Annotated in this window: 13 protein-coding genes; 5 read left to right on the top strand and 8 right to left on the bottom strand. The window is 40.4% G+C overall.

Translation table 11 applies throughout. The features are described 5' to 3' along the window. Positions 1-56 precede the first annotated feature (56 nt). The 3 genes from GGD38_RS29815 to GGD38_RS29805 all read left to right on the top strand — a co-directional run bounded on the left by GGD38_RS29815 (position 57) and on the right by GGD38_RS29805 (position 2,720). On the top strand, positions 57-1,415 hold the full coding sequence (locus GGD38_RS29815; RefSeq protein ID WP_375302599.1) for an ATP/GTP-binding protein: 1,359 nt from the start codon (positions 57-59) through the stop codon (positions 1,413-1,415). Beyond that, positions 1,399-2,046, top strand: a complete 648-nt coding sequence (locus GGD38_RS29810) for an RloB family protein (protein ID WP_375302600.1) — start codon at positions 1,399-1,401, stop codon at positions 2,044-2,046. Before GGD38_RS29815 ends, GGD38_RS29810 begins: the two co-directional genes overlap by 17 nt. 245 nt (positions 2,047-2,291) lie before the next feature. Then, positions 2,292-2,720: a response regulator gene (locus tag GGD38_RS29805; RefSeq protein WP_375302601.1), complete on the top strand. Its 429-nt coding sequence runs from the start codon at positions 2,292-2,294 to the stop codon at positions 2,718-2,720. 111 nt (positions 2,721-2,831) lie between these two features. Here the strand turns inward: GGD38_RS29805 and GGD38_RS29800 are convergent, their stop codons facing one another. The 6 genes from GGD38_RS29800 to GGD38_RS29775 all read right to left on the bottom strand — a co-directional run bounded on the left by GGD38_RS29800 (position 2,832) and on the right by GGD38_RS29775 (position 11,571). Then, positions 2,832-3,935, bottom strand: a complete 1,104-nt coding sequence (locus tag GGD38_RS29800; protein WP_375302602.1) for a DUF6528 family protein — start codon at positions 3,933-3,935, stop codon at positions 2,832-2,834. A gap of 81 nt (positions 3,936-4,016) precedes the next feature. Next, positions 4,017-4,901 (bottom strand): DUF5017 domain-containing protein, encoded by an 885-nt coding sequence (locus tag GGD38_RS29795; RefSeq protein ID WP_375302603.1) that lies wholly within the window; start codon positions 4,899-4,901, stop codon positions 4,017-4,019. Positions 4,902-5,051: 150 nt separating this feature from the next. Continuing rightward, complete coding sequence (locus GGD38_RS29790; protein ID WP_375302604.1) at positions 5,052-6,587, bottom strand: RagB/SusD family nutrient uptake outer membrane protein; 1,536 nt, start codon at positions 6,585-6,587, stop codon at positions 5,052-5,054. A 27-nt stretch (positions 6,588-6,614) separates the two neighbouring features. Beyond that, positions 6,615-9,827 carry a SusC/RagA family TonB-linked outer membrane protein gene (locus GGD38_RS29785; RefSeq protein WP_375302605.1) on the bottom strand — a complete coding sequence of 1,071 codons (3,213 nt, stop codon included), beginning with the start codon at positions 9,825-9,827 and terminating at the stop codon, positions 6,615-6,617. A gap of 400 nt (positions 9,828-10,227) precedes the next feature. After that, entirely contained in the window at positions 10,228-10,818 is a 591-nt protein-coding gene (locus tag GGD38_RS29780; protein ID WP_375302606.1) for an RNA polymerase sigma factor, read from the bottom strand. Positions 10,819-10,983: 165 nt separating this feature from the next. Then, complete coding sequence (locus GGD38_RS29775; protein WP_375302607.1) at positions 10,984-11,571, bottom strand: ester cyclase; 588 nt, start codon at positions 11,569-11,571, stop codon at positions 10,984-10,986. A gap of 537 nt (positions 11,572-12,108) precedes the next feature. Here GGD38_RS29775 and GGD38_RS29770 point away from each other — a divergent pair. Together GGD38_RS29770 and GGD38_RS29765 are read left to right on the top strand one after the other, a co-directional pair. After that, a complete protein-coding gene (locus tag GGD38_RS29770) occupies positions 12,109-13,008 on the top strand; it encodes an NAD(P)H-binding protein (RefSeq protein WP_375302608.1) in 900 nt (299 codons plus the stop codon). A gap of 12 nt (positions 13,009-13,020) precedes the next feature. Further along, positions 13,021-13,941 carry a helix-turn-helix domain-containing protein gene (locus GGD38_RS29765; protein ID WP_375302609.1) on the top strand — a complete coding sequence of 307 codons (921 nt, stop codon included), beginning with the start codon at positions 13,021-13,023 and terminating at the stop codon, positions 13,939-13,941. 8 nt (positions 13,942-13,949) lie between these two features. On the opposite strand, the gene GGD38_RS29760 is transcribed toward GGD38_RS29765, so the two are convergent. Both GGD38_RS29760 and GGD38_RS29755 read right to left on the bottom strand, forming a co-directional pair. Then, positions 13,950-14,543, bottom strand: coding sequence for a hypothetical protein (locus tag GGD38_RS29760; protein ID WP_375302610.1), 594 nt, complete (start codon positions 14,541-14,543; stop codon positions 13,950-13,952). A 167-nt stretch (positions 14,544-14,710) separates the two neighbouring features. After that, positions 14,711-15,313 carry an FMN-dependent NADH-azoreductase gene (locus GGD38_RS29755; RefSeq protein ID WP_375302611.1) on the bottom strand — a complete coding sequence of 201 codons (603 nt, stop codon included), beginning with the start codon at positions 15,311-15,313 and terminating at the stop codon, positions 14,711-14,713. Positions 15,314-15,333: the final 20 nt, after the last annotated feature.

Below are 15,333 nucleotides of genomic sequence, written 5' to 3'. Positions count from 1 at the left end.
GGTGAATAATAGAATTTTTCACAATATATATTGTAATTTGGGTGAAATTTTCACCGATGTTAGTTCGACTACTAATAAAAAACTTGTTCTCTTTTGGCGAGTTAACTGAATTTAATATGCTTCCGGGTAGATCGAACCGCCTTTCTAATCATATACTTAAAGCTGGAAATCTTGAGCTTTTAAAACTCAACGCCATTTATGGTGCTAATGGAGCTGGTAAAAGCAAACTTATACAAGCCCTCGAGTTATTAAAAAACTTTGTTGTCAAAGGCGCCATGCCAATTGAGTTTATTACCGAAACATTCAAATTCGTTGAGGATAGCCGTTTGCATAATGTTTACCTGGGAGTAGAATTTATCAAAAATGGAAATCCGTTATTTTACGGCTTAACAATTAACCAGGGAATTATTGTTGAGGAAGAATTGTTAATTAGCGGTCTCGATAAAAAAGAAGATAAAGTAATATTCAGGCGAACAGACAAAGTTGAACAAGGTGCATTGGATATTTATTTTCATGACGATATATTAAGTAACGCTGAAGCTGCCCTATTTCCTGCGTTCTTAAAAAATGAGTTGCTACAAAGAAACCAACCTGTTTTATTCTATATGAAAAACAGGCAGAGCCCGGTTTTTCATTTTTGCAGAACGGCAGCAGAATGGTTTGAACAGGATCTTGTGACTCTACTTCCTGATTCAAAATCAAGTACCACTGGTTTACTTTTTAGCAGCAAAATTATTTTTGATTTTGCAGTTGAAATAATGCGTTCTTTCAATACAGGAATTGACAACATAACATTGGAAACTATTCCGGCCGAAGAATATTTCGGTCAGGATGATAAGCATCTAATTAATGTATTTAGTTCACAATTGAAAGCAACTTCCCGACGATGGAAAATAATAGATGAAAACAAAATAGATTCAGTATTTACCATTGAAAACGATAAAGCTGTAGTTAAAAAAGTAGCTTTCTTTCATAAGGAAGATAAGGGGAAAATTAAATTCGAATTATCGCAGGAGTCGGACGGAACAAAAAGATTGTTCGATTATATCCCTGTTTTGTTCAGTTTACTATACTTTGATACCGTATTTTTTATTGATGAAATTGAAAGAAGTATTCATCCCCTCCTTATAAAAGAATTGATTAAAAAGTTTTCGCTCGATCCGAAAACAAAGGGGCAATTGATTTTTTCAACACATGAATCGAATTTACTTGATCAGGATCAATTCAGACCCGACGAAATATGGTTTGCCGAGAAAAACAAACAGGGCGCCACTGATTTATTTCCTTTAAGTGATTTTAAAGAACATCATACCATTGACATTCGAAAAGGATATTTAACTGGTAGATATGGCGCTATCCCTTTTTTAAGTAATTTGAAAGACTTAAACTGGGACAAGTATGCCGAAACCGATTAAGTTCTCTTATAAGAAAAAGGCTCCTTTCAGGGATGCTTATTTCTTACTAATATTTTGTGAAGGGAAAAACAGGGAGCCGCAATACTTCAGGTTTTTTGATGGCTTGTCTTCAAGAGTAAAAGTAATACCCATTGAAAGCGACGCCGGCAGTTCTCCCAAATGGCTAATTGAAAAAGCCAGGGAAGTTGAAGCTGAATTAGAGATTGACTCTAAAAAGGACAGAATATGGTTTGTTATCGATACAGACAGGTGGCGTAACCAGTTATTAGAAATACGGCAGAACTGTGATATGCATTATCATTGGAATGTAGCACAGAGTAACCCATGCTTTGAAGTCTGGCTCTATTTTCATGCGAAGTCTACCATGCCCACATTGGAAGATATTAGTCAATGTAATCATTGGAAACCACATTTGCCTAAAATCATCAAAGGTGGTTTTAATTCAGATTTTCATCCAATTTCTATCGAGGTTGCCATAAACAACGCAAAGAATGCATATAAATGTACAGGCTACTACCCCGATGCAGGTTGTACTGAAGTGTGGAAGTTAGCCGAAGAGCTTTTATCCTTTATCAAAAAAGACTTAGATAAACTAAAAGGTAATTTTCCAGGAATTGAGCTCCTTAATTAGCCAATCATCATAACTCACTTGCATTTACCAACCTTTTTTTGCATTCCCTAAACTGGCTGATCAATTATTTAAACCAGGATTGGGACAATGTATCAACAGATACATAATAGAAACACCTTCAGGATAATATTTTTAAAATATCTGCTCATTTTTAAACTACTATATTTATCTTAGCAATCTTCGCTATGCGAATGATTCCTTCCTTTGGTTAGGCCGTATTGTTTCAAAAACAAGACCGGATAAATATGACTTTTCCCAAAAAAGTGTTTCTTATCGACGATGACGATGAGGAATATGAAATTTTTAATTCTGCCCTTAATGAATGTAATGCTGACATTCAATTAATTTATGAGAAAAACGCAAACACTGCACTCGACCGGATGGCAGCCGATAATGCAGATGCTATTGCTGAGATGATATTTCTCGACTGGCGTATGCCCAAGGTCAGCGGCAAAGAGGTATTGATCAGCATACGAAAGCTTCCTCTTTATTCACAGGTGCCGATCATTATTTTTACCGGCAACCTCGACCCGCTTCATCTTAACGAAGCAAAAGAGTTGGGTGCAACGTTCCTCATGCAAAAGCCCTTCGACCTATCGGACTTATACGACAAGTTAAAATACCTGTTTTCACTAGACTGGAGGTATATAAAACCAAATGACCAGCAGATATAGGTGCCAATGCCTGCAACAGCCTGGCGTTATTATTTTGGCGGCGAAAAAAAGCGACCCCGTTATTAGCAGGGTCGCCTAATCTTAAACTAAACGTTGATGTAGAATGGAAACCTATTTTATATGGCTGTCATTTTCTTCTACGCTTGTAGTTTTGTCCTCTTCTTTTTCTTCACTTCCAGCGCCTCTACCATTAAACACCTGTTGAAATTTGTGTTTGTCGGGATAGCTGAAAGAGTTCGTGAGGAAATAACGGGCTTTATAAAGACCTACATTATCATTTTGATATATGATGTTACCATCAAAATCAGTAAGACGATCGGTTCTCCAGCTTTCACCACCTAAACCATTGGCCTGGTCCATAAATGTCACATAACCTTCAGGACCATTCTGAATAGATTTTACAGTTGCAATAGTTGCACCCCCGCTCGTTTTTGACTCTGTAAATTTATTCGTGGTAATGTTGTACTTGTAAATGTGGCTTGAGTTACTTAACCACAGTTCATCGGTAGACCCATAAACAGGGAACAGGTCGTGGGCATTACCCTGGGGCATGTTAACTGTTTTGAACAAAGTGAGTGCAGGGTTTTGGCGATCGTAATTGTATTTGTAAGCCCTGATCCTGTTTTTACCGGCAGCCCACAACAGTTCGCGTTTTTTATCCCATACACAATTGTGTACATCAGGAAAATCGTATTTAACGGTTTTGTTGGCAGTATCTTTTGGATCTGTAACGAACAGTGTAAGCGCGTTACCGGCTGTAGAAGCTGTAACAATGTTACCGTCGGGCAGTACTTCTGCAGAGTGCGTATTGCCGCCTGCATAACCATACCATGCTGTTTTTCTCGATGCAATATGGATCAGGGCAACGCCACCGCCTGAAGCGGTAGTCATAAGGTATTTGCCATCAAAAACAGGTTTAGCTTCATCGAGGTTAATAAACCAGCGAAGGTGCTCGGGTAATACTTCTTTATCTTCAGCAGCTTTCCATTCCCATGTTTCCCTGTTGTCATGGTTCAGGTCAATCATAACCAGTCGTTCGTTCTTTTGATCGGCGGCAATGATAAGTTTTGAACCGGCATTCAGAAGGGCTTCACCAGCTTTTTCTGATGCATTCTCGTTCAGGTTGTCGATGTTAACAGAATCATTTAACTGCCTGGTGCATGCAGTTGCAAACATTAATGCAAGGGAAAGAGAAACTAACGTGTGCTTCCTCATTGGGTACGTGTTTTAGAAAAAATAATGGGGTTTGATGATGATACAATACCACGGTTCTTATGATGTGGCAGCTATTTTAAATTATTGAACTCCTACAGGCACTTCATATACTCCCTCCTTCCCATCATACCGGCTTTGGTTCGATGCTACAAACGTGGCCGTATAGTTGCCGCGAGCGGTATAAATGTAATAGTAGGAATCCATAACGGTGGTCATGTTCTTTAATGGAACACCAAAGTCAGGTATTACCTTTCTCAGATTTAGCGGTTTGGAAATGACCCAACCCTCTGCTTCAGGACTTGTAGCGGTAGTTCCTCCTTTAAAATTTAATTGCGAGGTAGAAACAGTCCATTTTACAGCTGTATTTTTCATTATCACCGGTTTGAAGGCGGCAGCAGACTCTGATATATCCAGTAGATTGTAACTGGTACTATCCAGTAGTACGTTATCCAGTGTCAGGTTTTTTAAAGTCCAGTTTCTTTGCGAAGAGTTGGCGTAACCAATATACTTAAAGGCGATGTATACCGGGTGATCGTTGTTAATGAACGGTGTTAGTTCAATAGCGCCTGACGCTAAACTGGTTGAATTGGTTGCCAGCGTTGCACTGTCAGTGATGTCTGTCCAGGTAGCCTGGTAAATACTGGCAGAATCATACGTTCCATTAAAATCTGAAGACACCAGTAAACGAAGGGTATTTGCCTGTGTACCCGTTGTTACAGTAGATGTAAATTGAAATGTCGGAGTTCCATCTGCCGTAACACGATATCGGTTCTCATATTTATGATAGGGTTCACCGGAATAAAACGTAAGGTACCATGGTGAACCGCTGAAAGAGAAAAATACAGTATCGGCAAGCGTATAGGTTTCTTTATTGGCAGAAACGCTAAACGTGGGGTCCGCTACCTCTTTTTTAGTACAGGCAGCCGCCAACAGGATGATGATGGCTATGATGAGTAATTTTTGCATACAGAATATTTTAAGCAAGTGAGCTATGAGCGGTGAGTGGTGAGCGGTGAGTGGGTTTCCGAATTTCCGAAAGTCTGAGAAATCATGAATCTCGCTATTGCACGGAAATCCAAAAAAATTGGGAGCTTACTCACCATTCACTACTCACCATTACCAATATGGGTTTTGAACCATTGATTTGTTCAACGACATTTCCGCCAAAGGAATAGGATATAACAAGTGGCGCTGGCTTACATTCGATGCATTTATTGCTGCATAAGCCGGGCCTTTCATAGTTGTGATCTCATCCGCTACGTCGTGCATTGTCTGAACATAATTACCCCAACGCATCAGATCGCGTAAGCGCAATCCTTCGAAACACAGCTCACGGGCTCTTTCATTGCGTATCTCAATGCGCAGGCCATCCTGGTCGGCAATAGTAGTATCAGTTAAACCAGCTCTTTTACGAACCAGGTTTAATGATTCGAGCGCTGAGGCTGTAGCACCATTTACTTCGTTTTCTGCTTCGGCATGCATCAACAATACATCTGCATAGCGCAACATGGGAAAATTGGTTGGTGTGTAGTTCTTGTTTTTGGGAGACACCAATTCATATTCGCGACGCCACTTGGCACAGTTACGTCCGTAAATATTGGTGGCTGCTATTGCCTTTTTTACCCCGGCAGTATCCATGGTATAATTAGATATAGCCCAGTCTCTGCGCACATCTGCCGGGCTGTACAAATTGAAGAGTTTGTAAGTAGTACTATTAAAACCATAAGCATAACCAACAACTGAGAAACTGTTGGCGCGGCATAAAACACCATTCTCATTACCTATACGGCCGCCTTCACGAAACTCATCTTCATTGGCGCCATTACATTCTGCTTCCCAAATACATTCTTTATAATCTTCTATATCCTGGCATTCGTTAATAAAGATCTGTTTGTAACTGGGGTTCAATACATGCTCACCCGATTCTTTCACCTTTTTTGCATATTCAAGCGCATCTTTTAATTTTTCTGTATCATATAAAGGCGCGCCTGCCATGGTCAGGTATACCCTGGCAAGAATTCCGCGAACAGTTGACTTAGAGATCTGTCCGCTGTTATTAATAGCACTGGCTGTATTCACGCTCAACTCCGCGTTCTTCATATCTGTTATGATCTTCTCATATACCTGTTTGGCTGGCGTACGGGCAATGTCAATATCGTGGATCGATTCGGTAGGCGTAAGTTTTAAAGGCACATCGCCGAAGTATTGAACCAGGGTAAAGTAATAAAAGGCACGTAAAAAAAGCGCTTCTCCTTTCACTACCGCTTTTCTGTTACCATCCATGTTTGTGCTGTCGATCTTCGACAACAATGTATTCGCTCTTTCAATACCCGAATACAGGTTTTTCCAAAGGTTTTCTACATAAACATCCGAGGGGTCATGGTTATTACGGAATGGCCCGGTAGGAAACGTCTGATACGAGAAGTACGACTCGTCGGTGGTAGCATTGTGACGAATGGGTATTTGACCGCCCCACATGGTTTCCAATGACAAAATATCATAAACCCCGGTTAATGCGGCGGTAACATCACGGTCATTTGTATAATAATTTTCCTTTACCAGGAAAGTCGGATTTTCTTCCAGAAATTTTTTGCAACCGCCTGCTGCTATCATAACGATCAGCAAAGCCAGTAAAAAAATGTTGCGTTTCATAAGTATGGTTAGTTAATTAGCTAAATATTATAATGACAAATTCACACCTACAGTAACTGTTCTTGCTCTTGGATAAGCCGAATAATCAAAACCGGGTGTAAGCGCTGAGTAACCGATAGCCACTTCAGGGTCGTTGCCACTGTATTTGGTCCAGGTATACAAATTCTGGGTAGCCAGGTAAAACCGGCAACTTTTTATTCTCACGTTTTGCATAATGTGCTCTGGAAGCGTATAACCCAGCTGTATAGTTTTCAAACGCAGGTACGAACCATCTTCAATAACCCGGGTTGAGTAGGCATATCCAACCTGACCACCGGCGCGGGGCATGGTAGTATTGGTATTCTCAGGCGTCCAGCGCGACTGGAAGCTGGCATACTGGTTCAGATATGATTTATTTCCCGATTCGAAAATGAGCCGGTTGGCATTAATAATATCGTTTCCATACGACCATTGGAAGAAGACGTTCAGATCGAAATTTTTGTATTCAAAGTTATTGGTTAAGCCACCCACATGTATGGGGAAGCCACGGCCAATGATCGTACGATCGTAATCATCAACTTCTCCATCCCCATTCAGATCACGGTATTTGATATCGCCCGGTTGAATTTTATTACGTGTATTTCCATTGGCAGCTACGTTATCCTTTAAGATATAAGCACCATTGGCTAACTTGTCAAAATCTTCGTATTGATAAACACCATCCCAGATAAACCCGTAGATCTGTCCTAATGGCATGCCCAATTTGGTTATATACAGCGGTATGTTTGAATACCATTGATCCCATGCCAATGAAGAGGTAATGCTCTCCTGGTGTTGCGCCAGGGCCAGGGTTTTACTTCTATTGAAAGAGATATTGAACGATGTGCGCCATTTGAAATCAGCCTGATCGATATTCACGGAAGAAAAGCTCAACTCGATACCTTCATTGCTGGTTTTTCCGATGTTCTTATACACCGAAGGATAACCTGTTGTAGGCGGAAGGTCAGCATTCAATAACAGGCTTTTTGTGACCTTCTTATAATAATCAACAGTAAGCTGGATCTTGTTCTTTAAAAATGCAAGGTCCAACCCTACGTCGGTTTGTTCTGTATTCTCCCATTTGAGGTCGGGATTTGCCATTGATGCCAGCACAGCACCCTGGGCAAATGAGTTGTTAATTGAATAATAGTTTATGATCGGAAAATCAACCTTGCTGTAAGTTCCGTATTCTGGCACCCGGTTATTACCGGTGATACCCCAGCTGGCCCGTATTTTCGCATCATGCAGGAAGGAAAGCTTTTGCATGAACGGCTCAGTACCTATACGCCAGGCAACCGCACCCGATGGGAAGTAACTCCATTTATTTTGTTCCCTGAATTTTGAGCTCCCGTCGGCACGGAAAGAAGCCGTTAACAAATAACGCTCTTTATAAGAATAATTGATCCTTCCCAGCCCTGAAACCAACGTTGATTTTGTATTCACGGGATATACCGGCTGGGGCGTACCGAATCCCAAACCGCTTAGTCCGAGTTCTTCATAGATCAGGTGATTGGCCATTGTTCCGTGTGACTGGTAACGGTTCTCCTGCAGGGTAATACCGGCAACAGCGTTAATTTTATGGTCGTTTGCTATGTACCCATTATAAGTAAGGGTGTTTTCATTCAACCAGTTATTGAATTCGTAATACGTCACAGAGCCATTCATTCCATACACCGGGTTGTTACCCGAACGGGTACGTGAATTATTGAACTCATCGTTACGTTGTATGGTTTTATTGATACCGCCGGTTACACGCAGTTTCAGCTTATCTAAAAGGCTGTATTCAGCGTAGCCATTGGCAATAATATTATTGATATTCTTTAAACGGTATTCATTCTCCGCAATAACAACGGGGTTTAACCGGTAATCTGTAGTTGGGTTAACCATATCATCATACAGATCATCTTCGTAACCGGGACTGAATTGCTTTGCTGAGTTGATAGGCGAAACAGGCCGGTATCCCCATGCACTGTACAGCAGGTTATTCATCGATGAGCTTGACATCGATGAAGGAGCCGTTCCGTAACGTTTAGTATTGGTAAACAAAACGTATCCGCCTACTTTTAATTTATCATTCACCGTTTGATCGAGGCCTATCTTGCCCTGGTAACGTTTGAATGCTGAATTGATCACTATACCATCCTGATCGAAGATCTCACCAGATACGGTGTATTTTGTTTTATTACTACCTCCGGCTATAGACAAGCTGTGGTCCTGCATAGGCGCCTGGCGATACAAGCGTTTTTGCCAGTCGATGCCCGTAACATTTTTATAATCGTCGAGGGTTACACCGTTTGCCAGGAATGTAGCGTTCAGATCACCAACGTTGGGCACTTCCTGTTGAAGTTTTACGAACTCGTAAGGGTTCATAACAGGAACCGTTTTCAAATTATTCTGTACACCGTAGTAACCGCTATACCTTATCACCGGCGGGCCTTCCTTGCCTTTTTTGGTGGTAATGATAATAACGCCATTGGCAGCCCTGGCTCCGTAGATGGCAGTTGCCGATGCGTCTTTCAATACATCGATGGATTCAATATCATTAGGATTGAGAATATTGTTATCAGGCGCTTCTATCGGAAATCCATCAATTACATACAATGGTGAATTCTCCTGGGTAATGGAGTTATTACCGCGAATGATGATATTGGTGGCAGAACCGGGTTGACCTTCGGTAGAGGCTACCATTACACCGGGAATGCGACCGGCCAGTGCTTCATCAAATGCACGAACTGGTGCTTTCTGCAGATCGTCAATTGATAAACGGGCAACAGAACCGGTAAGATCTCTCTTCTTCATGGTACCGTAACCAACCACTACTACATTATCCATGCCCTTCTGCGCAACGTCCATCATAATGTTGAGCGGCTGACTGGGATCTGTTATTTTAATTTCATAATCTTCTAATCCAACATAACTAAAGATCAACACAGCGCCCACTTCAATGCCTCTGATAGTGAACTCCCCCTTCGAATTGGTACGTGTACCATTCAGGGTACCCCTAACAGCAATAGTAGCGCCGGCTATAGGCTCTTTGGTGACAGCGTTGCGAACAACACCGCTCACCTCTTCGTACATTGGCGTTCTGGCCTGCACTTGTAAACATAAAGCAAGTAGAAATACAGTACTAAGCTTTATTAGTACTGCAATTTTGGATACGAACCCATTAGCCTTCGACATCGTTCGGGTCAAAGACGCCTGAGCATGATTTTTCAGGAACATAGATGTTTAAGGATTTTGCGAAACAGTTAATGTGATTGGTTTTATTATAAGACAAATGGATACCTGATAGACCAGTTTTTACCGGCTATTCACGTTATAGAAATAATATGCAGGATCAGAATTTATGTATCAATGATACAGAGTACAATAAAAGGCGGGTGATTCTTTTTCATAGTATTGGATGTAAACATAATAGCAATGCGTTTAAGTATAAGTACCGGAAACGATAAAAACTCCCAAGCCGAAATCAGGTTTTTATACAAAATAGATGGTTACCCTTATACATCAACGCTATACTATAATTATAATACAGTTCACAAAAGTGACCGCAAAAACCTGCAAAACTATTGAAGGGTATTTTAGAGTGAGATAAAAGCAGTTGAACCTTTGAGTTAGGTTTTTATTCAAAAAATAAAAACAGAAAGATCTCTATCAATAAGTACTTGAAATAATTTGCGACGTACATGCGCAGGCTCTGCATTGCAGTAGCCAGTTGATTTTGCACTGTTTTTTGCGAAACGCTTAACTGGCTGGCAATTTCTTTGGTAGACAGATTGTATTCGACATGCATTAAAAACATTTTTCTTCTTTTTTCAGGCAGCACATCGATCCAGACCTTCACATACCGCATAAATTCTTTTTCAATAAGGCTGGTTTCGGCGCCGGAGAAAGAAACGGCCATTGTTTCATACAGCTCGAAGAAAGGTGAGCCTGCTTTTTCTTTTGTTACCAGCTTATATACCTGAAATCGAACGGCGGTTAAAAGATATGCTTTTATATTATTGATATCTACCTGGCCTCTTCTTACCCAAAGATCAATAAACACATCCTGTATAATTTCACGGCATTGTTGCTTATTACGAAGGCGTTTATAAGCGTGATCATACATAACCTGCCAATAACGGTCGTAAATAGCGTCAAAAGCGTCGCGGTCATCCTGGGCAAGCAACTCTGAGAGTCGCGATTCGGTATATTGGTTATAAGCAGTCACCTTCGTATGCGTATTGGTTGTAGGGAATAGGGCTCAAGCGAACATAAACGGAGTACCTGACGATTTATGATATTTTTTACTTATTCGACCCAAATTTCACGCAAACGGTTGCATACATTGGTTAACCGCTTATTACAATACTATTTCGGTTATACTTACATGCATCTATTGCAAACCTATTTGCTTTGCATAAGTTTGGTTATCCCAAAAAAGATGTTCTTCTTTCATAACGCCATTCTCCCAAATTCCAACCGTTGCCATTGGCATTTTGAAAGCCTTGCCGGTTGGCTGAATAAATTTTCCGTTTCCAACGGGCATTGGTTTAGTAAAAGTACCTTCAAATACACCAGTAACAAGCGTATAATTACCGGAACCGAATTTAATGGGATGTTCTTTTATTCGGGTATCCGGAGCATGTACAAAAAGCTTTTTTAGATCTTCAATGTGTTGCTCTATACCTTCTACCATGCGACCATCGGGCCAGAACACTTTTATATTCTGTGCATGACTTTCTTTTAACCTATCCCATTTTTGATTACTAAATACATCAAAATCCAGTTCATCGAAGGTTTTAAGGTGACTGGCTATAGTATCATTTGATGCTATTAATTGCATCGCTATTTGCTTTAAGCTATCAACATTGGTTGATGATGCAGCTGTTGAAGAAACTGGTTGCTGACAACTTTGAAAAATGCCTAAAGAAATAACCAGTACAAAGGCTATTAACTGGGTGTTTACTTTTTTCTGTTTCATTTAATAGTTGTTTTGTGAATGTAAAATTCACAAAAACGGGGCGCGGCTCCAATGACCATCGTCAGTAAAAAGTATTGACCTAGTTTAAGGTCTTTATCGGTCAGCCGTTGTCCTTCCGTATGCAGCAAAAGGCCATAAAGGCTGCATTGTTGAACGAAAAGGCTTTTTAAAGCGCAAGGCTGAAAAGTTATATTATTCCCAATGTAGGAAATACACCACATAAGCAGGAATCAGGTATTACACTGGCATTAGCGCAGCATTTTATTGTGTAAAAAAATACCAATAAAAATTTCTTATCAAAAAATTGGAAAAATGATATTTAGTTTATAATTTAAATGTAGGATAAGGTTTAATGGTTAATGGTATTTGATTAGTGTAGCCTCCCCTCTGGGAGGCTTTTTGTTTTTGATACACTTAAGTTCAATAGAAGATCTTTCTGAATGCACCGCCACCTACCACACATTGAGCTACAACAATCATAGATTGGGCTAAATTCATTTGAATACGGTATAGCAAATTTGTGAAAACAAAAAAGCTATGAAAATTGTATTAACAGGCTCACTGGGCCATATCAGTCGTCCGCTTACCCAACTTTTGGTATCAGGCGGAAACGAAGTAATTGTAATTAGTAGTAAGGCCGAGCGAAAGGCTGACATTGAAATGCTCGGTGCCTCTGCTGCTATAGGTTCGGTAACTAATGCAGATTTTCTTGTGAACAGTTTTACCGGCGCCAGCGCTGTGTACACAATGGTGCCACCGCCGGCTAACTTCTATGATCCTTCTTTCGATATGGCTGCCTATGGAGAAACCGTTCGAAACAATTATTTTGCTGCACTTGCACAAGCTGGTGTTAACCGGGTCGTAAATCTCAGTAGCTGGGGCGCTCATCGCAGTACCGGAATTGGTGGTATTGCCGGCTGTTATTATATGGAACAATTACTGAATCAATTGCCCGGCAACGTAACCATTACGCATGTACGGCCAACGTCTTTCTACTACAATATGCTGCATTTTATTCCCATGATAAAATACACGGGCAAGATCTCCCTGAACTATGGCGGTGAAGATATTGTTTCACTGGTAGCGCCAACAGATATTGCCACTGCTATAGCGGAGGAATTGCAAAACCCGCATCAGGGACGTACCATACGTTATGTGGCCAGCGATGAACTAAGCTGCAATGAAATTGCTCGTGTCCTGGGCGAAGCTATTGGCATGCCCACTTTGCAATGGCAAAGAATTTCTGACTCAGCGGCCCATAGCAACCTGCTGGCAGCGGGCATGTCGCCCGCGCTGGCAGCAAGCGTAGCCGAAATTCAGGGAGCCATTCACAAAGGTTTTCTTGCCGAAAATTACAAACAGCATAAACCAATCTTTGGCAAGGTAAAACTGACAGACTTTGCAAAGAAATTTGCTACTGTCTTCAACCAGAAATAAGTAATTTACAGTATGGCGAACACGCAACCTGCGCATATCAAAACCATCAATGAATACCACCAGATAATGGGGTTGCCCAAACCGGAGCATCCCCTTATCAGCATCATTAGTTTTGACCTGCATAATAAAAGATTTTACCATGAATCTTCTAACTGGGTATTTGATTTCTATACCATCGCCTTGAAACGAAATTTTAAAGGCAAGATCAAATATGGCCAGCAGGAATACGATTTCGATGAAGGCATTATGACGTTTATGTCGCCTGGTCAGGTGCTTCGAATTGAATTAAAGGAAGGAGAATTGCATCACCATTCGGGCTTTCTGTTATTATTCCATCCCGATTTCTTATGGAATACGCACCTTGCCCAACAGATAAAACAATATGAGTATTTTGATTATTCTGTGCACGAGGCCTTGTTCTTATCTGAAAAGGAAGAACTGACCATGATCGACATTTTGAAGAATATAGAACAGGAATATCATGGACATATTGACAAATTCACACAGAACATTATTGTAGCGCAGTTGGAGGTACTGTTAAATTATTCCGATCGTTTTTTTCAGCGGCAGTTTGTAACACGTAAGATCACCAATACGCAACTGCTCACCAGAATGGAAGATTACCTGACTAAGTTTTTCAACAACGATGAACTAATGAGCCAGGGATTGCCAACCGTTAAAACAATTGCCGATCATTTGAACATCTCCCCCAATTACCTGAGCGCTTTATTAAAAGATCTCACGGGTAAAAGCACCCAGCAACACATTCAGGACAAGGTGATTGAAAAGGCCAAGCAACAGCTCGCAACTACGGAAATGTCGGTTAGCGAAATTGCCTACCATCTTGGTTTTGGTCATCCCCAGTCGTTCAACAAGTTATTTAAGATCAAAACAAGTATGTCGCCGTTGGAGTTTAGGGCTTCATTTAATTAGCTGTTATTTTAAACGCCCTGAAAGTTAATTGACAGAAAATTTCCCGGTCTGTTTAAGCCTGATGGTATTAACCCCAGTTTATCGGCTTCTGTTTTTGAAATAGGTTCTAATTCAATTAGCTCAGGTAATTGAATCAATCTAACCTTATCAGTAAGCCTGCCCATATAATTCTCGTAAGAAATTAAATTACCTTTTCTTTCAATGTCTTCTCCATGAAAGTGAAAATGATTTATCCGGTTATCTCTATATGAACAAATATAAATGCAATGCTTTTCCTGGTAAATGAAGATCAAATGATCTTTGTACCATTCCAGCAACAAACAAATGCATCCAAAAATGGGGTTATACGTTTCAGGCACCCAACTGTATGAAATATCATTTTCATATACTTTTAAAAGATGTCTATCATGTTTACTCGACTGAAACCAGGCTATTTTATCGCCTTCAATTGCAATATCATCCTGACTAATAAAACACTCATCGCCAGATTCATCTTTCCATGTTATTTGATACCATTCTTTTTCACATAATATTTCCGTCTTTATGCTTGCGTTATAGTTCTCCGATCGTAATTTCTCCAATACTATATGTAACTTTTCCATTTCTTCATTCAATTTTTTATAACAACGGCAGCAAATGTAAATTTATTTAACTAGTTTGAGCTTTTTGCAGCGAACACTCTCAAAAATGCATAAAAGATCAAATTCCATTCTGGTATATCCGGTAAATGAATGCTGTTTCATTTACCGGTTTTTGGAACGCTCATTAATTAATCGATCACAATACTTGCAATACCTTTTTCAAGGGCATGTTCGCTTAAGCCCGGAACTTTTACGCCTTCTGCACGAAAAACCGTGAGATCTGTCATCCCTAAAAAACCAAGGAATGCTTTCAGATAAGGAGCTACGAAATCATTGGCTTTAGAAGGTCCATCCGAATAAACACCGCCAGAAGACATGGCCACATACACCTTTTTACCGGTTACCATACCTACCGGTCCATTTTGATTATAACTAAATGTTATTCCGGGGCGCGTAATATGGTCGATCCACGATTTTAGCGTTGTAGGAATAGTGAAGTTAATAAGCGGGGCGCCAATAACAATGATATCTGATGCCATCAACTGTTTTACATAGGCGTCTGAATACCGCACCAACTCCTTTGCTTCAGCAGTCAATTGGTCGCCGGGAGTAACCATAGACTGAAGGATAGTTGCATTGAGATGCGGAATATCCAGGTTAACCAGGTTCAATTCTTCCACAGTGCTGCCAGGATACTTTTCTATCAATTTTTCAACGATGGCTTTGCCCAATTTGATGCTATAAGATCGATCTCCCTGAATGCTTGAAATTAAATGGAGGATACGTTTCATAAAAATTATTTAGATGTTTT

The sequence above is a fragment of the Niastella sp. OAS944 genome, assembly GCA_024809215.1.
Classification (GTDB): Bacteria; Bacteroidota; Bacteroidia; order Chitinophagales; family Chitinophagaceae; genus Niastella.
The sequence above is the reverse complement of the archived record's forward strand: the minus strand, read 5'-3'. Positions and strand labels throughout refer to the sequence as shown.

What these genes read in the sequence shown, in the direction of transcription:
- GGD38_RS29790 (WP_375302604.1), bottom strand. Translation starts at nt 6,587, where the DNA reads ATGAAACGCAACATTTTTTTACTGGCTTTGCTGATCGTTATGATAGCA.
- GGD38_RS29815 (WP_375302599.1), top strand. Translation starts at nt 57, where the DNA reads ATGTTAGTTCGACTACTAATAAAAAACTTGTTCTCTTTTGGCGAGTTA.
- GGD38_RS29800 (WP_375302602.1), bottom strand. Translation starts at nt 3,935, where the DNA reads ATGAGGAAGCACACGTTAGTTTCTCTTTCCCTTGCATTAATGTTTGCA.
- GGD38_RS29755 (WP_375302611.1), bottom strand. Translation starts at nt 15,313, where the DNA reads ATGAAACGTATCCTCCATTTAATTTCAAGCATTCAGGGAGATCGATCT.
- GGD38_RS29765 (WP_375302609.1), top strand. Translation starts at nt 13,021, where the DNA reads ATGGCGAACACGCAACCTGCGCATATCAAAACCATCAATGAATACCAC.
- GGD38_RS29810 (WP_375302600.1), top strand. Translation starts at nt 1,399, where the DNA reads ATGCCGAAACCGATTAAGTTCTCTTATAAGAAAAAGGCTCCTTTCAGG.
- GGD38_RS29795 (WP_375302603.1), bottom strand. Translation starts at nt 4,901, where the DNA reads ATGCAAAAATTACTCATCATAGCCATCATCATCCTGTTGGCGGCTGCC.
- GGD38_RS29770 (WP_375302608.1), top strand. Translation starts at nt 12,109, where the DNA reads ATGAAAATTGTATTAACAGGCTCACTGGGCCATATCAGTCGTCCGCTT.
- GGD38_RS29805 (WP_375302601.1), top strand. Translation starts at nt 2,292, where the DNA reads ATGACTTTTCCCAAAAAAGTGTTTCTTATCGACGATGACGATGAGGAA.
- GGD38_RS29775 (WP_375302607.1), bottom strand. Translation starts at nt 11,571, where the DNA reads ATGAAACAGAAAAAAGTAAACACCCAGTTAATAGCCTTTGTACTGGTT.
- GGD38_RS29760 (WP_375302610.1), bottom strand. Translation starts at nt 14,543, where the DNA reads ATGGAAAAGTTACATATAGTATTGGAGAAATTACGATCGGAGAACTAT.
- GGD38_RS29785 (WP_375302605.1), bottom strand. Translation starts at nt 9,827, where the DNA reads ATGTTCCTGAAAAATCATGCTCAGGCGTCTTTGACCCGAACGATGTCG.